We start from the raw sequence: 18271 nt of genomic DNA, 5'->3' as shown, positions 1-18271 counted from the left end.
CGATGTCTCCCGGCAGGCTTGTCGGCAACGCCGTCACCGTCATCATCGGCGAACGGGTCCTCTCCGGCTGCGAAGACGCGTTCATGGCGTGGCAGCAGAAAGTGAACAGCGCGGCGTCAAACTATCCGGGATTCATTGCCGCGGAGATCAACCCGGCGACCTCAGTGCAGCAGGACTGGTCGCTGACCTATCGCTTCGATTCAATCCCCAATCTGCAGGCGTGGCTCAACAGTGCCACGCGCCACGACCTGCTCACCGAAGGACGGTCCTACTGCGACGGGCCGCCCACCCAACAGATCGTCACCGGCACGGCCCCGCCACCGGACACACTGGTCACGGCGGTGGTGACACACCGGGTGGCACCGGAGGACATCGACCATTTCCTGGCCTGGCAGCAGCGACTGCGGTTGGCGGAGAGCAAGTTTCCCGGCTACCGGGGATCTGAGATCTTTCGTCCGATCGAAGGTGTGCAGGACGAGTGGACGACGCTCTACCGTTATGACAGCGCCGCAGACCTGGATCGATGGCTGACGTCGAGTGAGCGGCGACAGCTCCTCGACGAAGGGAAGAGATTCGGCGAGTTCGGGCTGCGCACGATCGACAGCTCGTTCGGTAACTGGTTTGCCTTCGGCGAGGTCGGTGGTCAGGCGGCGGTGCCGTCCAATGCCAAGACGGTGATCGCGGTCTGGGTAGGTTTGTATCCCACGGTGATGCTGCTGAGCCTCGCGATGGCGCCCGAGCATCTTCGCATGTGGCAGGGCATGCTGATCGGAAACCTGTTGTCCAGCTTCATCATGACCTACGTCACGATGCCCTTCTACGTGAATCGGTTGCTCTACCGCTGGCTGTACCCGGCTTCCGATACGCCCATGACCGCGACCAACATTCGTACCGCGCTGGTGATCGTCGCGGTGACGGTCTTCTGGGCAGTCCTGTTCTGGTTGGTGACCACCGTGCTCTGGACACTGCCATGAAACCCGCGACCCGACACCAGATGACGTATCCCACGCCACCATCGAGAATAGGAAGTGACCGTTATGTCTGAATCCAATGGCAAGGCATTGCCGGACTTCATGCGTCCCGTCGTCGCCGACGAACCAGCGGCAAGCGACCGTCTCGTCGCCGAGCACGCCGTTCTCGCGCTGAACGATTCGATGCTGCAGCTCTACGAGACATCCCTGATCAAGTTCAAACAGAACATGCGTGATCAGGTGCCCATCATCCTGGCACTGTTCTCCGGCCAGGGCGGACAGATGATTCTCTATCCGCCGGGTGAGCCTGCCGAAGTCGCGCCGCCGGTGCCGCTCGTGTACCAACTGGCCAAATCCGTCGGCCACAGCAGCATGGCCATCTACGAGATCGTCTCGCCGTACCTGACCAATGCCTATAAGAACCACCTGTGGCGGGCTCCGCTCGAAATGTATCGGACGCAGAATCGGACAGCGTTGGAAGGCCTTGAGGCCCTGGACATGTCCGACGATGACCGCGGAGTGCTGCGCCTGATCCTGGAATGCAATCTGGCGTTCATGGACGAGTGTCTGGCCAAAGGCGGCTATAGCTACGACGATGTCGAGCAATTCGTCCGCGACACCGTGCCGCATTCGTTCAAGGCCATCGGCCTGGCGTCGGGAACTCAGGTGAGCCACTGGATGGACGTCCTCGAGTGGTGGAAGACGAAACTTGGTGACGCCTGGGACCGCACCTATGCCGTGAGCAATTCGCTCTACGTCGCACGCCAGAACAACATCCTCTACACCGTGCTCGTCCAGTTCCTGGGCACCGAAGCCATGGGTGACCGGTTGCTGCTCATCGAGACACCGGAATTCGAGACCACGCCCGACAAGATGCTCGACGTCCTGGGCCGCATCGTCGCCGACCGCTCGCTGGGCATGATGTTCTTCCGCGACTACTTCCTCATGGACGTCGAACTTCTCGGTGGTGGTGGCCGGGCCGCGATCGAGCGGGAGATGGCCAAGCGCGGCAAGGAAGCACTGTTGCCGAGCCTGGCGCCGTTCCGCTCCAACGAGTGGCCGTGGAAGACCGACCCTGACCGGGGAACGGGCCCCGCCAGGCTGGAGGACGTCGCCTTCGGCTGCCCGGTCCGGCCAGAACCCGTCAGCTAGGGCGCGATCCGATGTCTCCCAGACCGGATCGAATGTCATGACCGCATCCAACGGTAGTGCCGTGCCGGACTTCATGCGCCCCGTCGTCGCTGATGGGCCGCCGGCCAGCGCACGCGTCGTCGCCGAGCACACCTTCCTGGCGCTCAACGAGTCCATGAAGCAGCTCTACGAGACCTCGCTGACGACATTCACGCAGAACATCCATGATCAGGTGCCCGTCGTCCTGGCGCTGTTCAACGGCGCCGGCGGACAGATGATTCTGTACCGCCCCGGTCAGCAGCCGGAGTGCGCGCCGCCGGTGCCCATCAGCTATCAGATCGAAAAGTCGGTGGCGCACAGCACGATGGCGATCTACGAGATCCTCGCGCCGTATCTGGACGACGCCTACGCGAACCAACTCTGGCGAGCCCCGCTCGCGATGTACCGCACGCAGAATCAGTCCGCCCTCGAATGTCTGGCGGCGCTTGATGTTCCCGACGACACCCGCGCCACCATGCACGGGGTGCTCGAGCACAACCTGGCGTTCATGGACGCCTGCCTGTCCAAGGGTGGCTACACCTACGCAGAGCTGGAGAACTACACCCGCGGCACGACGCCGCTGTCCATCACGTTGATCGGCATGGCGTCGGCCGTCCAGGTCGGCCACTGGATGAGGGTGGTCGAGAACTGGAGGAACGAGCTCGGCGCGGACTGGGAGCGTAGCTACGCGGCCACCAACACTTCACACGTTGCGCGGCGCAACCACATCCTCTACACGGTCCTCGTCCAGTTCATGGGCGCCGAGGCGATGGGTGAACGGTTGTTCCTCCTGGAGACACCGGAATTCGAGACCACACCCGAGAAGATGCTCGACGTGCTCGGCCGTATCGTCGCCGACCGGTCCCTGGGCATGGTGTTCTTCTGCGACTTCTACCTCATGGGTGACGTCGAGCTCCTCGGTGATGGTGCCCGTACAGCCATCGAACGTGAGATGGCCAAACGTGGTCGCGAAGCGCTGCTGCCGCCCAGGGTGCCGTTCCACTGCAACGACTGGCCCTGGGCGACCGACCCGGCCAAGGGAACCGGCCCGGCGCGGCTGGAAGACGCCGTCCTGGGCTGTCCGGTCCGACCGGTCGGCTGAAACAAGATTCGAGGAATCCCATGGATTTTGCACAACGTGCGATCGACATCGCCCACGACAGTGTCGCCGAGGGCGGTCTGCCCTTCGGAACTGTGATCGTCAAGGACGGGGAGATCCTGGCCGAGGGCAGCAATCTCGTCCCTCAGACCCACGATCCGACCGATCACGCGGAGATTCGCGCCATCCGCGAGGCGTGCCGGAAACTGGGCACGGAGTACCTGACCGGCTGCACGGTGTACGCCATCGCACATCCGTGCCCGATGTGCCTCGGGGCGTTGTATCACTGCGCGCCAGACGAAGTCGTGTTCATGGCTACCCGTGAATCCACCGCACCGTACCTGTCCGGCGGACACGAGAAGTACTACGACCCCAGCAGCTTCTATGGCGAGTACGCCAAGCCGTGGGATCAGCGGCGGCTGCCGATGCGTTTGGACTCGCGTGACAGCGCCGTCGCGGTCTACAAGCTCTTCCAGGAGAAGAAGTCGTGATCATCGCCATCGGCTTTTACCCGGGATTCACCGCATTGGACGCGATCGGCCCGTATGAGGTTTTGACCTACCTGCCTTACTACGTGCCCGGCGCCCAAGTCGTGCTCTGCGCCGAGCTGACCGGAATCATCGACGACCAGTACCACCTGGTGCACCTGGGCATCGATACGACGTTCGCCGATGTGCCGCGGCCCGATGTGGTGCTGGTGCCGGGTAGTCCGATCGCCGGCCGGTACGCCGCAGAAGGACACGCCATCGTGGACTGGATCCGCGATGCCCATCCCTACACGACCTGGACGACGTCGGTGTGCACCGGAGCGCTGTTGCTCGGTGCGGCGGGACTGCTAAAAGGTCTGCCCGCGACCACACATTGGGACGCTTACGACGAGCTTGCCTCCTACGGCGCTCAGCCCACCGAACAACGCGTCGTCACCGCAGGGCGCATCGTGACCGGCGCAGGCGTTTCCGCGGGCATTGACCTCGCCCTCACGCTCGCCGGTAAGATCGCCGGACCCGATGTGGCGCAGGCCATTCAGCTGTCCATCGAATACGACCCGCACCCGCCGTTCGACAGCGGAGCTCCGTCGAAGGCGCCGCAGCCGATCTACGAACTTGCGTCGGCAGCCCTCGACGGGAAGTGACGTCAGCGAATCGCCAACCCCGTCAGCGCGCGTGAGATGACCAGGCGCTGAATCTCACTGGTGCCCTCGAAGATCGTGAAGATCTTGGCGTCGCGGTGCATACGCTCGACCGGATAGTCCCGGGTGTAGCCGTTGCCGCCCAAAATCTGGATGGCCTCATCGGTGACGTAGACCGCGGTTTCGCTGGCGACGAGCTTGGCCATCGATCCCTCGGCGTTGTCGAAGCTCTGGTTGTTGCGGGCCATCCAGCCGGCCCGCCAGACCAGGAGTCGGGCGGCGTCGATGCGGCTCTTCATGTCGGCGAGCTTGAACGCCACAGCCTGGAACTCGCCGATCTTGCGACCGAATTGCTCACGCTGGCAGGCATATTCGAGAGCGTACTCATATGCGGCACGGGCCACGCCGACCGCCATGGCGCCCACCGTGGGCCGGGTGCGCTCAAAGGTCTTCATCGCGGCCTGGCCGCCGGCGGACGCGCCGGACTTCACGCGGGCCACCCGCTCCTCGAACTTCTCGCGTCCGCCGAGGATCAGATCTTCGGACAGCCGCACGTTGTCGAGCACCACCTCGGCGGTGTGCGATGCGCGAATGCCGTGCTTCTTGAACTTTTGGCCCTGCACCAAGCCGGGGGTTTCGGGCGGGACGATGAAGGTCGCCTGTCCGCGGGATCCGAGTTCGGGGTACACCGACGCCACCACGATGTGAACGTTGGCGATGCCGCCGTTGGTCGCCCACGTCTTGGTGCCGTTGAGCACCCACTCCCGGGTGGCTTCATCGAACCGGGCCCGGGTGCGGATGGCACCGACGTCCGAGCCGGCATCCGGTTCCGACGAGCAGAACGCCCCCAGCTGCGGTTCGCCGGGCGTACCGAACATCGCGGGCAGCCACTGGCCGACCTGCTCAGGAGTTCCGTTGCCGGCCAAAGCCGCTGCCGCCAAGCCGGTGCCCAAGATGGACAACGCGATACCGGCGTCACCCCAGAACAGTTCCTCGAACACCGTGATGAAGCCCAGCCCGGTCGGTTCGGCGGCCTGGGTTCCGAAGAACTCAGGGGAGTACAGGCCGACCTTGGCGGCTTCCTGGATGATCGGCCACGGGGTTTCTTCCCGTTCGTCCCACTCGGAGGCTGCGGGACGCACGACCTCGGTGGCGAACTGGTGCACCCAGTCGCGGACCGCGATCACGTCGTCGCTGAGCTGAAGGGAAAAGGTCATGTGTGACTCCTCAAAAGCGAAGTGATCAGCGGTTTTTAGGGACGGAATACTGCTTGAGCATGCTGACGGTCTGGGCGACCCATGCCTCGAAATAGCGGTCGTCGTCGATGTTGCCCGGGGTGCGCCGGGTGAGTGCCCGCAGCGTGGCGTGATAGGACAGAGCCCCGATGGCCACTGCGGCTGCCGCGGCAGGATCGGGGATCTGGGTGCGACCCGCGCGGTTGGAGGCCTCCAGCTCGTCGGCGAAGCGCTGGTAGGCGTTGTCGGTGATGGTCTGCCAGGTGTGCTCGTCGAGTTCGCCCAGCTCGTCGGGCTCGCGGAGCATGACCCGCAACAGGTCCTCACTCTCGGAGAGGTTGTTCCAGATCAATTGCCCTGCCGTGCGCACCGCGGCCTCGGTACTCGTGGGTTCACCTGAGTCGAATTGCTCACGGGCGGTGACGATGTTGTCGATCCGGTGGCCGACGGCGGCCTCCAGCAGCGCGCGTTTGGACGAGAAGTGTTTGTAGAGCGCGCCTGACCCAGGCGCCAAACCGGCGGCCTGTTGGATGTCGGCGACCGACGTCGCCGCGTAGCCCTTGGCGGCGAACAGTTCCAGCGCGATGGCCAAAAGCTGATCACGCGTCGATGCGGACATGGTGAGAGAGTACTCACTCACTTCATGTGGGGGCAAACCGGGCCGTCTCGAAGTTGCAGTGATGACGACTGCTCGGAAAGTGCGGTCCGCATATCGCGTACCTGGACGCGACCGATTGCTCTCCGCAGAAGGTGCGATTAACCTGCGGTTATGGCCATCGACCCAGCCGCAACAGCCGTCGTCCTCATCGAGTTCCAGAACGATTTCACCTCGGAGGGTGGCGCCTTGCACGGTGCCGTGGCCGAGGTCATGCAGGCCACGAAGATGCTGGCCAATATGAGGGAAGTCGTCGACGGTGCACGGGCCGCCGGAGCGACCGTGATGCACGCGCCGATCACGTTCGCGGAGGGATACGGGGAGATCTCGGCTCATCCGTACGGGATCTTGAAAGGCGTCGTCGACGGACAGGCGTTCATCAAGGGCTCATGGGGAGCCGCGATCGTCGACGAACTCGCGCCGATGCCCGGCGATATCCTGATCGAGGGCAAACGCGGTCTCGACACGTTCGCCAGCACCAATCTCGACTTCATCCTGCGCAGCAAGGGAATAAGCACGCTTGCGCTGGGTGGATTCCTCACCAACTGCTGCGTCGAATCAACCATGCGCACCGGCTATGAGAACGGCTACCAGGTCGTGACCCTGAGCGACTGCGTCGCCGCCACCTCGATGGCTGAACACGAGAACGCGCTGAAATACGACTACCCGATGTTCTCGCGTCCGATGACGGCCGGTGAATTCATAGCGGAGCTCACGTCGTAGCGGGGTGCGGAGGCAACGAACCAGCTCAAGATGTGCCTCTGTACTTGACCCGGCGGTGCGTCAGTCGTCGCCGGGCGAGGTGAGCGCTTGTATCGCTGCGGTCGACATCGTCTTGATGATGGACTCGTGGTCCAGTCCCTTGTTGAGGGTCGCCACGGAATTGAGCATTGAGAACACCGTATGGGTGAGTAGCCGAACCTCTGGTTCGGATAAGTCCGGCCGCAGCGCTGCCACGATGGAAATCCATTCCTCTGCATAGAGGTTCATCTCGCGTCGGATACGCCGTCGGTCCTTCTCGGGCAAGGCGTGTTCGTTCTTCATGAAGACCAACGTTGTCGGAGCTGAGGTCACCACGCTCCTGATATGGAAGTCGACCAAGATCTCCAGCGCGGCCCGCGGATCAGGCTCAGCCTCCGCGGTTTCCCTGGCGAACTGGTGCAGGGCGGCCAAGGGACTCTCCACCACGGCGAGCAAGAGCGCCTGCTTGTTCGCGAAATGGTTATACAGGCCCGGCCCGGAGATTCCGGCCGCTGTGCAGATCATGTCCACTGTCACGCCGTCGTAGGAGTTTCGCAAGAACAGGTCGGCGGCGACCTTGAGCAAGACATCTCGGCGTGAGGTGCCGGCGGACGGCTCGTGCGCGGCATCGGCAGTGGTCATGGCCAACAACGATAACCATAGCGCGGACCGCTGCCGAGCCCGGGAAGTAGTCGAGGACGTGCCGCGTTGGGGTCGCGCCGAATCTTCGCCGGCTGGATAGGTGACTGACACGAGATTAATAGGTATTCACATAGGGATGAAGCGGCGGCTCGCACGTGTGTGATCCAGGGAGGCTGCAGGAAGACCGGCGGAGCGCGATATAAACCCAGGGTGTGCGGGGTTTTAATGGCTGAGGAGGATCCCCTGCCTGTGGTCCGGAAGTTCTGCATTGACAATCAAGCAGCCTCGCCCTACGTTAAGAAGCGTTCACCTAGTGGAAAGTGGTGAGAATATGCGCTTCATATTCATGAGCGAAGGCGAGACGGTCCCGGGGCATACCCACGAGCACCGCTACCGCGAGCTCGTGGACGAGGTCCTACTTGCGGAGAAAGTGGGGTTCGATGCGTTCGGGACATCCGAGCAGCACGTTGCGATCGGCACGGCGACAACCTCCGCACCTGAGGTCATCTATCCCTATCTGATGGCGCTGACCAAGCGCATCCGATTCATGCACTTGGTCACGCTCTTGCCCACGCGCATCAACCATGCCCTTCGGGTTGCCGAACGGTTGGCAACAGAAGACATCCTGTCCAGTGGCCGAGTGGAACTCGGAGTTGGACGCGGGAACACGACACTTGCGCTGCGTGCCTTCGAAGTTGAACCAAGTGAGAACAAGGATCAGCTCATCGAAGGCCTGGAGGTCATTCGCCGGGCCCTGCACAATGACGTGTTCTCTTACGTTGGCGAGCACTACAAGATCCCGCCGAGAAGCCTGGTACCCAAGGCAATTCAGCATCCATATCCCCCCATCTCGATGGCGGCCGGAAGTCCCGACTCGGTTCGCAAGGCCGCCGAGCTCGGCATCGGAGCCATCGTGGGCGGTTTCTATCTGGGCTTCGAGTTTGTCGAGAGCATGTTGCGCATCTACGACGACGCCCTCGACGGAGCCACGCATATCTATCCGCCGCAAGCGCAGAAGCTGGTTGCGGTCGGAGGCGGCATGCACTGTGCCGAGACGCGTGAGGAAGCCCTCAAGTGGGCGCGGAATCTCAAAGAGACGGTCTCCCTTTCGACGGACGCGTATGAGCGCCTGTCCAAGTTGTCGGCTGACTATCAGTACATGGGTGCGGTGCGGAACGTCGACTTCAACGATGAGCGATACATGTTCGAGGACTCATCCGGATTCATCGTGGGCGACCCGGATGACTGTGCGGAACAAGTGCAGCGATTCGCCGACCTTGGCGCAGACGCCATCGTCATGCGTATCGATGGACTCCCGCACAAAGAGCTGATGAAGTCGATCGAGCTCTTCGGTAAATATGTCATTCCCAGGTTCAAGAACCCGCGGGCTGTGGTGCGGCCCGCTGACGCGATTCTGGCCGACATCCGCAAGGCCCGGCCCGCTCATTACGCGGAGCTCGAAGCGTTCGAAGAGTCGAAATCCCAGTCGAATTCGCACAAAAATGTTGTCACGGTAGGAGAAGCACGATGAGCAAATTGGCCGCTGACGACATCTTCAGCCGCTACCCCGAGGAAGTCATGATCGAGCGCAGGCCCAACGGTGTTCTGCTCATCACGATCAACAGACCCGACCGGCTCAATGCCTTGACGATGCCGATGTTCGATCATCTGTCGGACATCTGGGTGGACGTCGACCGGGACCCGGAAACACGGGTTGCTGTCATCACCGGCGCAGGCCGTGGTTTCTGCACGGGCATGGATGTACGCCAGCCAGAGCCGACGCTGGACGAAGCGGTGGCGCTCATGGAGGGCGAGCGCAAGCGGATTACGGCCATTCTCAACATGGACAAGCCGCTCATCTCGGCGATCAACGGCCCCGCGGTTGGCTGGGGTTTGTCGATGGCGCTTTTGGCCGACATCAGCGTTGCTGCCGAGGATGCCTTGCTTCGAGACGGGCACACCCGTGTCGGTGTGGTCGCCGGCGACCATTCCTCGCTCATCTGGCCGTTGCTCGTGGGAATGGCGAAAACAAAGTATTACCAGCTGACTTCGGCAAGTATGACCGGCGTCGAGGCTGAACGAATCGGCTTGGTGAGTCTCGCCGTACCGAGGGAGAGTGTGCTGGATCGCGCCCTCGAGATCGCCGACGAACTTGCGCAGGGCTCGCAGCAGGCGATCCGCTGGACGAAGCGGTCCCTGAACACCGGCTGGCTCACCAATGCCGTCCCACAGCATGAACTTTCCGCGGCTTTGGAGGTCATCGGCTTCGCGAGCGCAGACTACTTCGAGGCCCGGCAGGCCTTCCGCGACGGCCGTCCGCCGGAGTTTCCGTCCGCACGCGGCGAAGGGCGCTCTGTCCTGGGACCGCAGCCGGCGAACGCAGCCAGGTGACCTATGAGTGCACCCGCGCCCGGCCAGGCCGCCACTCTCGACACTGCTGACCACGATGGCGTTCTGGTCGTCGCGTTGGACAGGCCACCGGCAAATGCGATGAACCGCCAGCTCATCCACGATCTCGCCAGGCTGTTCGAACAGCTCCGCGCCAGGCCAGACGCACCACCGATCGTGCTCACTGGTAAGGGGGGGCGATTCTTCAGCGCTGGAGGGGACATCAAGGAGCTAGAGGGCGCGCTCGTCGGCGAGATCGAGACCCGCATGCGGGAGTTCCACGCACTACTCGTGGCGATGGACCGCTACCGTCGGCCAGTGGTCAGCGCGATCAATGGGCACTGTGTTGGTGGCGGTATGGAGGTTGCGCTCTTTTCGGACAGTGTGCTGGCACTGAACTCGGCACGGTTCGGGTTTCCGGAGATCAATCACGGACTGCTGCCGGCGGACAAAGGAATCCAACGGGCCAACCGCGTGCTCGGTGTGCGCGTCGCCCGGCGAATCATTCTGTCAGGTGAGCTCTTCGACGCGCAGCACGCTCTCGACATCGGCTTGGTCGACGAACTCGTCACTGATTCCAAGGAGCTGATCCCCGCAGCCATCGCGATGGCGCGCGCCGCCGGCTCGAAGGCTCCGGTGCTCTATGGTGCGTTGAAGAGCAGCGTCAACGATCCGGACGACATGCGCGATGAGGCGTCACTGCAACGCACGCTGAAGGCAGCTGCCGACTATTTCAACGACCCGGTAGCACGAGAGTTGCGGCAACGGTGGAGTGGCCGAAGGGCTCCCGCAACCACGGCGCAGTTATCCGACCGGGCGCTACGACTCGGCTGAAGAACTGGGCTGACTATGAACATGCACAACACACATGCAGCGGCCTCGTCGTCGACGACACGGAAGGAGGTGCCGGTGCTTGACACGCTGACGCAGTTCGAAGCCGTGAATCGAACTTTCGCTCAGATGCTCTGTGACCGCGCCGAGCGGGAACCGGACGTGATCGCGTATTGCAGCTGGGAGAACGGGGTAGCCCGCCCGACCACGTGGAGCGAATATCTCCAGCAGGTCCGGGAGGCTGCCCTCGGTTTGCATGATCTCGGTGTCGCGCCAGGCGACCGGGTGGCCATCGTGTCGTCTACTCGCCACGAGTGGGTCGTGGCCGCACTGGCCATACTCAGTCTCGGTGGTGTCCCCGTAGGGGTGTATCCCACGAGCTCGGTCGCCGAAGTCAAGCAGGCACTGGAGAGTTCAGAGGCTAGGGTCGTTTTCGCGGAGAACACGGGAGCTGTCGCGAAAGTTGCCGCCGTGGCAGGCGAGCTGCCGCGATTGCGCGCGGCGATCGGGTTCGACACCACACCGCATGGCCTGGCGGAGTCTGTGTGCAGCGTGCACTGGGGGGAACTGCGCCGTCGCGGTCGATCCCGCGGGGCGACCGAACCCGAGCGGTTTGCGGCGCTGGTTGAGGCGGGCGACATCGACCAGCCGGCCGCTTTGTTCTACACGTCGGGATCTACCGGTGCGCCGAAAGGCGTGATTCACACCCACCGCACCCTGCAGTACTCGGTGCTCGCCTTCGCCATGTCTTACCCGCAGGTCGGCAGGGTCAGGCACGATCTCGTCGCCTTCCTTGGCCTCTCACACGTTGCACCCGCGCTGATCGGCGTATTCACCCCGATCATGACTCGCCTCGTCATCACTTACTGCACCATGGATCAACGTGTGGACGCGCTTGTCGGCGTACGACCGACAGCGGTCCTGTGGCCACCGCGGATGCACGAGAAATTGGCGGGCGAGGTGTTACAGCAGCTCTCAGAGTCTGGCACCGCCTTTCGGTTGCGGTACGCGATAGCGATGCGGATCGCTCGCAGAGTAAGCGAGATGCGTTGGGGAAATCGTGATGTCCCGTGGCATTTCAACTATCTGTACAACGTCTGCCTCCGTCGGGTGTTCATTCCCCTGCGTGCAAAGGTTGGCATGGACCGCATCAGGGTCGCCTGGACTGCTTCGGGCAGCATGTCTCCCGATGTAATAGCGTTGTGGCAGATGTGGGGCCTTGACCTTCGTGAGCTCTTCGGAACGACGGAAACTTGCGGATCGGTTCTGGCCCAGTGGGATCGGGCGTTCCCGCCGCCCGGAACGATCGGGAAATCGATGCCCGACCCACGGTGGGAGGTGCGCGTATCTGGAGACGGTGAGCTGCAGTTGCGCAGCCCCTGCCTCTTCGGTGGTTACCTCAACGACCCGGCGGCGACTGCCGCTGCGATGGACCACGGTTGGTATCGCACCGGCGACCTGGTGGAGATGGATCCCGCTGGGGAGGTGCGGATCATCGGCAGGATCAAAGATGTCCTCAAGACCAGCGGAGGAAAAACCGTTAGCCCTCAGCCGATCGAGCTCCGTCTCAAGGCCAGTCCGCTCATCGATGACGCGATTGTCGTCGGTGAAGGACGCAAGTATCTGACTGTGCTGGTCGGCGTGAGTGAGGCGGCGCGCGCGATGCCCACGGTCGACCGAGATGCCGCGCTTGCCACATGGATCAACGAAGTCAATTCCGAACTCTCACGGCCCTTGCAATTGAAGAAGTTCCGCATATTGCCAAGGCCGCTCTCGGCCGCAGACGGCGAGTTGACGCTCAAGGGCACCATACGACGCTCCGCGATTCTCGGGTCGTTCAGTGACCTGGTCGCCGAGATGTACGACGCCGGGGAGCAGGGGGAGATCGCCCGCCAGGCGCGGTTCGCCGGCGGCAACCTGAAGTAGGTGAGTCGATGAACGAGGTCCGGATCGAGTTCATGACAAGCGCTGAGATCGACGTAGCGATCTCAGAAGGCGCGCGCACAGCAATCCTGCCGTTGGGAGCGGTCGAGCAGCACGGTGGGCACCTGCCGCTGTCGATGGACGCCGATCATGCTGACGCGCTCGCGGTGCGGGTCGCGCGCCATCTAGGGGGTGCGCTGGTTCTGCCGACAGTGCGGGTGGGGTATTCGCCGCACCATCTCGGATTCACCGGCACTCTGTCGCTTCGCGCGTCCACGCTGGAATCGGTCTGTGAAGACTACTGTCGTCACCTCGCCAAAGATGGCTTCGAACGAATCGTCATGTTCTCCGGGCATATCGGGAACCATCCCGTGATGCGTGACTTCGAGGTGCGGCTTGCGGAGGCACTCGCACCGCTGACAGTCATCGTCTTCTCCGATACGGAGGCCATCTTGAACGCGTGGCGACGGGCGGCGGAAATCGTGGCATTCTTGGGCGCCAACGTGGGAGGGCACGCTGACATCGCGGAAACGTCGGTGATGCTCGAACTTCACCCACAGAAAGTTCGCCTCGATCGGCTCTCCCGCGGCTACACCGGCAGGGTGGACCAGCAGCTACTCGATCGGGCATTTCAAGACGGAATCGGAGCAGTCTCACCCAATGGCGTTCTCGGCGATCCAGAAGGCGCCTCGGAGCGGATCGGGGCAGCCTGCCTCGATGCGGTCACATCACTTATTGCCGACTACGCCCGGGCCCGAGGCGCGTGACATTCACGAGAACGGAGTGCAAGCGATGATTACCCTCGATCCCGTTTCTTCTGGGAACGCTGACCAAGATGGGTCGAAACTACGCACACTCTACGGTCGTTTTCCGACAGGCGTCGCGGCGGTGTGCGCACTGCGCGACGGAAAACCGGTCGGGATTGTTGCGACCTCGTTCACGCCGGTATCCATCGATCCGGCGTTGGTGTCGATCTGCGTGCAGCACACTTCGACGACCTGGCCGCAGCTGGCCGATGGAAGCCACCTGGGGGTCTCTGTCCTGGCATCGCGGCATGAAGCCGCATGCCGTCAGATCGCGGCCAAGAATGTGGATCGATTTGCCGGCGTGTCGTGGTTCGCCACCGACTCCGACGCGGTGCTGCTGTCGGACGCGGCGGCGCAGCTCGACTGCGAGATTTCGACGTCCATCTCGGCAGGCGACCACGATGTGGTCCTTCTCCACGTCAAGGCCGCCGCGGCGAACATCGACGCGTCGCCGCTTATCTTTCACGACAGCCGATTTCGAACGCTCACAGTCGGACACGACTCATGACGGTGCACAGCTGTGCGTCTCGGCCGGCGATCGAGCGAGCCGCTGAGGCTCTGCGCGCTGGGACTCCGGTTCTGGTTGTCCACGGCGCTGACGACCTGAGCGTGGCCGATGTAGTGCTCGCGGCTGCCCATGCCACGCCGCACTGGACGGCATGGCTGGTGAGGTTCACCTCCGGGCTGGTTTGTGCTGCGCTGCCCGCGCGTCGAGCAGCCGAACTGGATCTGCCGACCATGGCCCGTGATGATGATTCAGACGTTGACGCGCCCACGTTTGCGGTCGCAGTGGACGCCGCCTCCGGGATCGGCACCGGCATCAGCGCGATCGACCGCGCCCGCACTGCGCGCGTTCTGGCAAGCGACAGCTCCCGACCCAGTGATTTGGTGCGACCCGGTCATCTTCTCCCAGTAAAGGTCGCAGGCAGCGGGGTTCTCAAGCGCCGGGGGAGTGCAGAAGCGGCGGTGGATCTTTGTGATATAGCCGGGCTTTCGCCTGTAGGACTGACTGCTGTCCTACTTGGGGACGACGGTGAACTGCTGCAGGAACCGGAACTCAGTGCGTTCGCTCAGAAGCATCACTTGCCGATGGTGCACATCGACAGTGTCGTCCACCACCGACTTTTCCATGGAGATGGACGTCGTAAACGGGTGATGCTGGTCCAGAATCGGCTCGAGAGGCCGGGCGTCCGAATCAGAGCAGTCGACTTTGAAGACCAGCTGACGGGCGCTCGGCATACGGTGTTCATCGGCACCTCCGCACCTGCTGTCGATTCGCTCGTGTATGTCGTCACAGAATGTGTCCACCGTGACCCACTCCGCGCCTCTCGCTGCGGATGCAGAGTCGAATTTGACAGGTGCCGCGAGCGCATCGCTGCACACGGCGGAGTCATCGTGTACCTGCGGCCACCGATCACCTCAGCGCCGCGGTTCTCGGTGCCGCAGCCAGAGTTGGTCACAGGTTGCATCACCGCGATGCTGGTCGAGCTTGGTTTCACGACAGTGACTTTGGCCGACTTCGCGCGGAGCATGCAGATGACATCACTGTGCGACCTGGTCGTCTCTGGCCCTGCCGCGACCTCGCAGCCGTGCACGCTCTCCGCCGCTGCCCCCTGACACCTCCCGCCTCCTGAGCGCAACAGACGATCGGAGAGACCACATCCATGGACATCCGCGCCACCATGCAGAACGTACCGCTGACGCTCACCGCGCTCCTAGACGGAATCGACGGCACCTTCGGTGATTCAGAGGTCCTCACCTATGCAGGTGCCAACGCCGTCGTACAAGCCGCCACATTCTCTGAGATCGCCACGCGCGCAGCTCAACTGGCCAACGGATTGGCGGGGTTCGGAATCGAGGCCGGTGACCGGGTTGCGACCTTCATGTGGAATAACCAGCGGCACCTCGAGGCCTACCTCGCCGTGCCATGTTCTGGCGCGATCCTGCACACACTCAACATTCGGCTCACGCCTGAGCAACTCGGCCATATCGCGTCCCATGCCGGGGACAAGATCATCATCGTTGACGCCAGTTTGCTCGACACGTTGCTTCCAGCGTTGCCGCTGATGCCGGAGCTGGCGGCGCTGGTAATCGCCGGTGACCCGACCGACGCTCAGCTGGCCGAGGTATCACGTCTGGTGCCCAACGTGATCGCCTATGAGCAACTCGTGAACAGTCAACCGACCACGTTCGCGTGGCCAGTGCTCGACGAACACAGCGCAGCGGCGATGTGCTACACCAGCGGAACCACCGGGGATCCCAAAGGCGTGGTCTACAGTCATCGGTCTGTCTATCTGCACGCCCTTGCCGTCTGCACGGCCAACGTTGCGGGAATCTCCTCCGGTGACCGGGTGCTTCCCATAGTCCCGATGTTTCACGTCAACGCGTGGGGCGTTCCGTATGCGTCGCTGATGGCCGGCGCAGCACTCGTACTGCCGGACCGCTACCTCAAGCCCGACACCCTCGTAGACATGATCATCACCTATGGTGTCACGTTGTCTGCCGGTGTCCCTACGGTTTTCAACGACATGTTGCAGTGGCTTCGCCGCAACCCCGGCCATCGAATCGGCTCGTTGCGCCGGGTGCTGTGCGGGGGTGCCGCGGTGCCGGCGTCCCTGGTCGCCGCGTATCGCGATGAATTCGCCGTTCCCTTGGTCCAAGCGTGGGGCATGACCGAAACCAGCCCCATTGTGACTATCGCTGATGTCCCCGCCGATGTGACCACTACCGATCAGCAGCGAAAGCTCAACAGCGCGGGGCGATTTCTGTTCGGCGCCAAAGGACGCATCGTCGACGAGGCGGGCACTGTTCTGCCCCGCGACGGCAGATCAGTTGGCGAAGTACAAGTGTCTGGCCCTTGGATCACCGGTGGCTACCATGGCGGCGTCGACGCCGAGAGCTTTTCCATCGACCCGGACGGGCAACCCTGGCTCCACACGGGCGACATCGGACACATCAGCGCAGACGGGTACCTGACGCTCACCGACCGTGCTAAAGATGTCATCAAGTCCGGCGGCGAATGGATCAGCTCCGTTCACCTTGAAACCACTCTGGTAGGTCATCCCGATGTGGTTGAAGCCGCCGTGGTCGGCGTACCTGACACCCGTTGGGATGAGCGACCACTGGCATTGGTGACCCTGCGCCCCGGCTCTGCCGTGCGGGTCGAAGACCTGAAGGCATGGCTTGCGGAGCGCGTGCAGCGATGGTGGCTGCCAGAGCGGTGGGCCGTGGTCGGCGCCATCGCTCGCACCGGCGTCGGCAAGTACGACAAGAAGCTGATCAGGCAGCGATACCAGTCAGGCGAGATTCCTGTCACCCTGCTGCCGCGTTAGATCGACATCGTCACTGCGGTGACTGATTGACCAAGCGTGAATCTCACTGCTGCACGTGCCAACCGACCATCTGTGGTGCTGGTATTGGTCGTGAGCAGCCTGGCCGGCTCGCTCGATCGCGATCAGACTCATTGGCGTGCAAAGGAATCCGGATACAATCCCCAAAGTCGCCAGAGGAGAATCTGATCCGAGATAGTCGGACAGCTAATGACGTACATCATGTTTCGCGTGCAGTGTGGTACCCGTCACTTCAACAGTCTTCCGGCGTATCGGCAGGCTGTCACCTTCGATGGGAGACACTATGGGATCCAACACTATTGGAAGCATCATTGGAAGCGTCAAGACGCTGTCAGCGGTGGTGGGTACGGCAGCAGCGATAGCAATGGGGACAATGTGCTTCACCCATGGAAGTGACGTCGTTGGCATCAGTGTTGCGCTTACCAATGATCCGCTGTTGGTCACGGTGACGCGGTCAACGGCACCGAGTGAGCTGGCCACCCCGTTTGCCCGGCCGACCCACACCGCCAAACCCTGTGCCGCGAGGGCCACCATGCCTTGCTGACAAGAGGTCTGCGGGTTTCAGCGCGACGGAACCTCGTTCTGAACGAGGCTACGCGCGGTCCGCCGGGCGATGCGGAAGTACGCTTCCCTACGGTTCATAAGTCGTTCCGTAGGCGCACTGATCGATAATGCCGCGATCGCCCGGCGGTCGCGTTGATGGATGCCCACCGCAATGCATGACTGGTCCGGATAAGTTTCACCGTGCTCTATGGCGACGTCGTCGCGTTGGGCGGAGATGAGCTGCGCACGTAGGTCATTCACGTCAACCACGGAGTTCTCCGTGAATCTCGGCAATCCGTTTCGGTCTATGAGTTCCTCTACCGCCTGCCACGGTAGCTGCGCCATGAGCAGCTTCCCGAGTGCTGAAGTGTGACCGGAGATGTGAAGTCCATCAGTGACTATCGGCTGAGATCTGTCCGGTGACGCGCTGGTGATACAGACGACGCCTTGGCCGTCCCAGGCGCCGACTGTGACCACGGCCGAGAGCCGGTGGGCCAGCGCCACCACGCAGCGATTCGTGTTGGCGTCAAAGCAGCTGGAACTCATGAGCCGACGACTGATGAGTAGAACGCGCCAGCCGAGTCGATAGCGGTCACCTGAAGCCTGTTGTAGTAGGCCGATCGCCGCGAGACTGGCCATGATGTCGAAGGTCGTCGACTTTGGCAGCTGCAGCTGCGCCGCAACCGCCGTCACTCCCCACTCAGGTCTGTCAGCCGTGAATAGATCGAGCACCTTCCCGGTGCGGGCGATGGTGTTGAGCACGTATGCGGCCTCTCGTACCACGGGGC

The 18271-nt window shown here is 62.7% G+C and carries 18 protein-coding genes; 14 read left to right on the top strand and 4 right to left on the bottom strand.

What is annotated here, in order from left to right:
- The first annotated feature begins 2 nt into the window (after nt 1-2).
- The 5 genes from BTO20_RS33700 to BTO20_RS33680 all read left to right on the top strand — a co-directional run bounded on the left by BTO20_RS33700 (nt 3) and on the right by BTO20_RS33680 (nt 4372).
- Complete coding sequence (locus tag BTO20_RS33700) at nt 3-974, top strand: antibiotic biosynthesis monooxygenase (RefSeq protein ID WP_087080490.1); 972 nt, start codon at nt 3-5, stop codon at nt 972-974.
- A 63-nt stretch (nt 975-1037) separates the two neighbouring features.
- Nucleotides 1038-2123, top strand: a complete 1086-nt coding sequence (locus BTO20_RS33695) for a hypothetical protein (RefSeq protein WP_087080488.1) — start codon at nt 1038-1040, stop codon at nt 2121-2123.
- Nucleotides 2124-2160: 37 nt separating this feature from the next.
- Entirely contained in the window at nt 2161-3243 is a 1083-nt protein-coding gene (locus tag BTO20_RS33690; RefSeq protein WP_087080486.1) for a hypothetical protein, read from the top strand.
- 20 nt (nt 3244-3263) lie between these two features.
- Complete coding sequence (locus BTO20_RS33685; RefSeq protein WP_087080484.1) at nt 3264-3731, top strand: nucleoside deaminase; 468 nt, start codon at nt 3264-3266, stop codon at nt 3729-3731.
- Nucleotides 3728-4372 carry a DJ-1/PfpI family protein gene (locus BTO20_RS33680; RefSeq protein ID WP_087080482.1) on the top strand — a complete coding sequence of 215 codons (645 nt, stop codon included), beginning with the start codon at nt 3728-3730 and terminating at the stop codon, nt 4370-4372. The genes BTO20_RS33685 and BTO20_RS33680 overlap by 4 nt, the downstream gene beginning before the upstream one ends.
- Nucleotides 4373-4374: 2 nt before the next feature.
- Here the strand turns inward: BTO20_RS33680 and BTO20_RS33675 are convergent, their stop codons facing one another.
- Together BTO20_RS33675 and BTO20_RS33670 are read right to left on the bottom strand one after the other, a co-directional pair.
- Nucleotides 4375-5586: an acyl-CoA dehydrogenase family protein gene (locus BTO20_RS33675; RefSeq protein ID WP_087080480.1), complete on the bottom strand. Its 1212-nt coding sequence runs from the start codon at nt 5584-5586 to the stop codon at nt 4375-4377.
- A 25-nt stretch (nt 5587-5611) separates the two neighbouring features.
- Nucleotides 5612-6223: a TetR/AcrR family transcriptional regulator gene (locus tag BTO20_RS33670; RefSeq protein WP_087080478.1), complete on the bottom strand. Its 612-nt coding sequence runs from the start codon at nt 6221-6223 to the stop codon at nt 5612-5614.
- Between the two features lie 150 nt (nt 6224-6373).
- Here BTO20_RS33670 and BTO20_RS33665 point away from each other — a divergent pair, with 150 nt between their 5' ends.
- Complete coding sequence (locus tag BTO20_RS33665; RefSeq protein WP_087080476.1) at nt 6374-6982, top strand: cysteine hydrolase family protein; 609 nt, start codon at nt 6374-6376, stop codon at nt 6980-6982.
- 60 nt (nt 6983-7042) lie between these two features.
- Here BTO20_RS33665 and BTO20_RS33660 read toward each other — a convergent pair whose 3' ends face one another.
- Complete coding sequence (locus BTO20_RS33660) at nt 7043-7642, bottom strand: TetR/AcrR family transcriptional regulator (RefSeq protein ID WP_087080474.1); 600 nt, start codon at nt 7640-7642, stop codon at nt 7043-7045.
- Between the two features lie 331 nt (nt 7643-7973).
- Between BTO20_RS33660 and BTO20_RS33655 the strand changes: the two genes are divergently transcribed.
- The 8 genes from BTO20_RS33655 (at nt 7974) to BTO20_RS33620 (ending at nt 16922) form a co-directional block, all read left to right on the top strand.
- On the top strand, nt 7974-9173 hold the full coding sequence (locus BTO20_RS33655; protein ID WP_087080472.1) for an LLM class flavin-dependent oxidoreductase: 1200 nt from the start codon (nt 7974-7976) through the stop codon (nt 9171-9173).
- Complete coding sequence (locus BTO20_RS33650) at nt 9170-10033, top strand: enoyl-CoA hydratase/isomerase family protein (RefSeq protein WP_087080470.1); 864 nt, start codon at nt 9170-9172, stop codon at nt 10031-10033. Before BTO20_RS33655 ends, BTO20_RS33650 begins: the two co-directional genes overlap by 4 nt.
- A 3-nt stretch (nt 10034-10036) precedes the next feature.
- Nucleotides 10037-10864: an enoyl-CoA hydratase/isomerase family protein gene (locus BTO20_RS33645; RefSeq protein ID WP_087080467.1), complete on the top strand. Its 828-nt coding sequence runs from the start codon at nt 10037-10039 to the stop codon at nt 10862-10864.
- A gap of 15 nt (nt 10865-10879) precedes the next feature.
- Nucleotides 10880-12787, top strand: a complete 1908-nt coding sequence (locus BTO20_RS33640; RefSeq protein WP_332460249.1) for an AMP-dependent synthetase/ligase — start codon at nt 10880-10882, stop codon at nt 12785-12787.
- Nucleotides 12788-12795: 8 nt separating this feature from the next.
- Nucleotides 12796-13551, top strand: a complete 756-nt coding sequence (locus BTO20_RS33635) for a creatininase family protein (RefSeq protein WP_087080465.1) — start codon at nt 12796-12798, stop codon at nt 13549-13551.
- A 25-nt stretch (nt 13552-13576) separates the two neighbouring features.
- Nucleotides 13577-14098, top strand: a complete 522-nt coding sequence (locus tag BTO20_RS33630) for a flavin reductase family protein (protein WP_087080463.1) — start codon at nt 13577-13579, stop codon at nt 14096-14098.
- Entirely contained in the window at nt 14095-15207 is a 1113-nt protein-coding gene (locus BTO20_RS33625; RefSeq protein WP_087080461.1) for a 3,4-dihydroxy-2-butanone-4-phosphate synthase, read from the top strand. Before BTO20_RS33630 ends, BTO20_RS33625 begins: the two co-directional genes overlap by 4 nt.
- A 65-nt stretch (nt 15208-15272) precedes the next feature.
- Nucleotides 15273-16922, top strand: coding sequence for a long-chain fatty acid--CoA ligase (locus BTO20_RS33620; protein WP_087083052.1), 1650 nt, complete (start codon nt 15273-15275; stop codon nt 16920-16922).
- A 579-nt stretch (nt 16923-17501) separates the two neighbouring features.
- Here the strand turns inward: BTO20_RS33620 and BTO20_RS33615 are convergent.
- The gene (locus tag BTO20_RS33615) at nt 17502-18245 is read right to left on the bottom strand and encodes an IclR family transcriptional regulator (RefSeq protein WP_157680390.1); all 744 of its coding nucleotides are present in this window, start codon (nt 18243-18245) and stop codon (nt 17502-17504) included.
- Nucleotides 18246-18271: the final 26 nt, after the last annotated feature.

It is taken from the genome of Mycobacterium dioxanotrophicus, assembly GCF_002157835.1.
Taxonomy (GTDB): Bacteria; Actinomycetota; Actinomycetes; order Mycobacteriales; family Mycobacteriaceae; genus Mycobacterium; species Mycobacterium dioxanotrophicus.
Note: the sequence above shows the minus strand (reverse complement) of the source record. Positions and strands in the feature narration are given on the sequence as shown.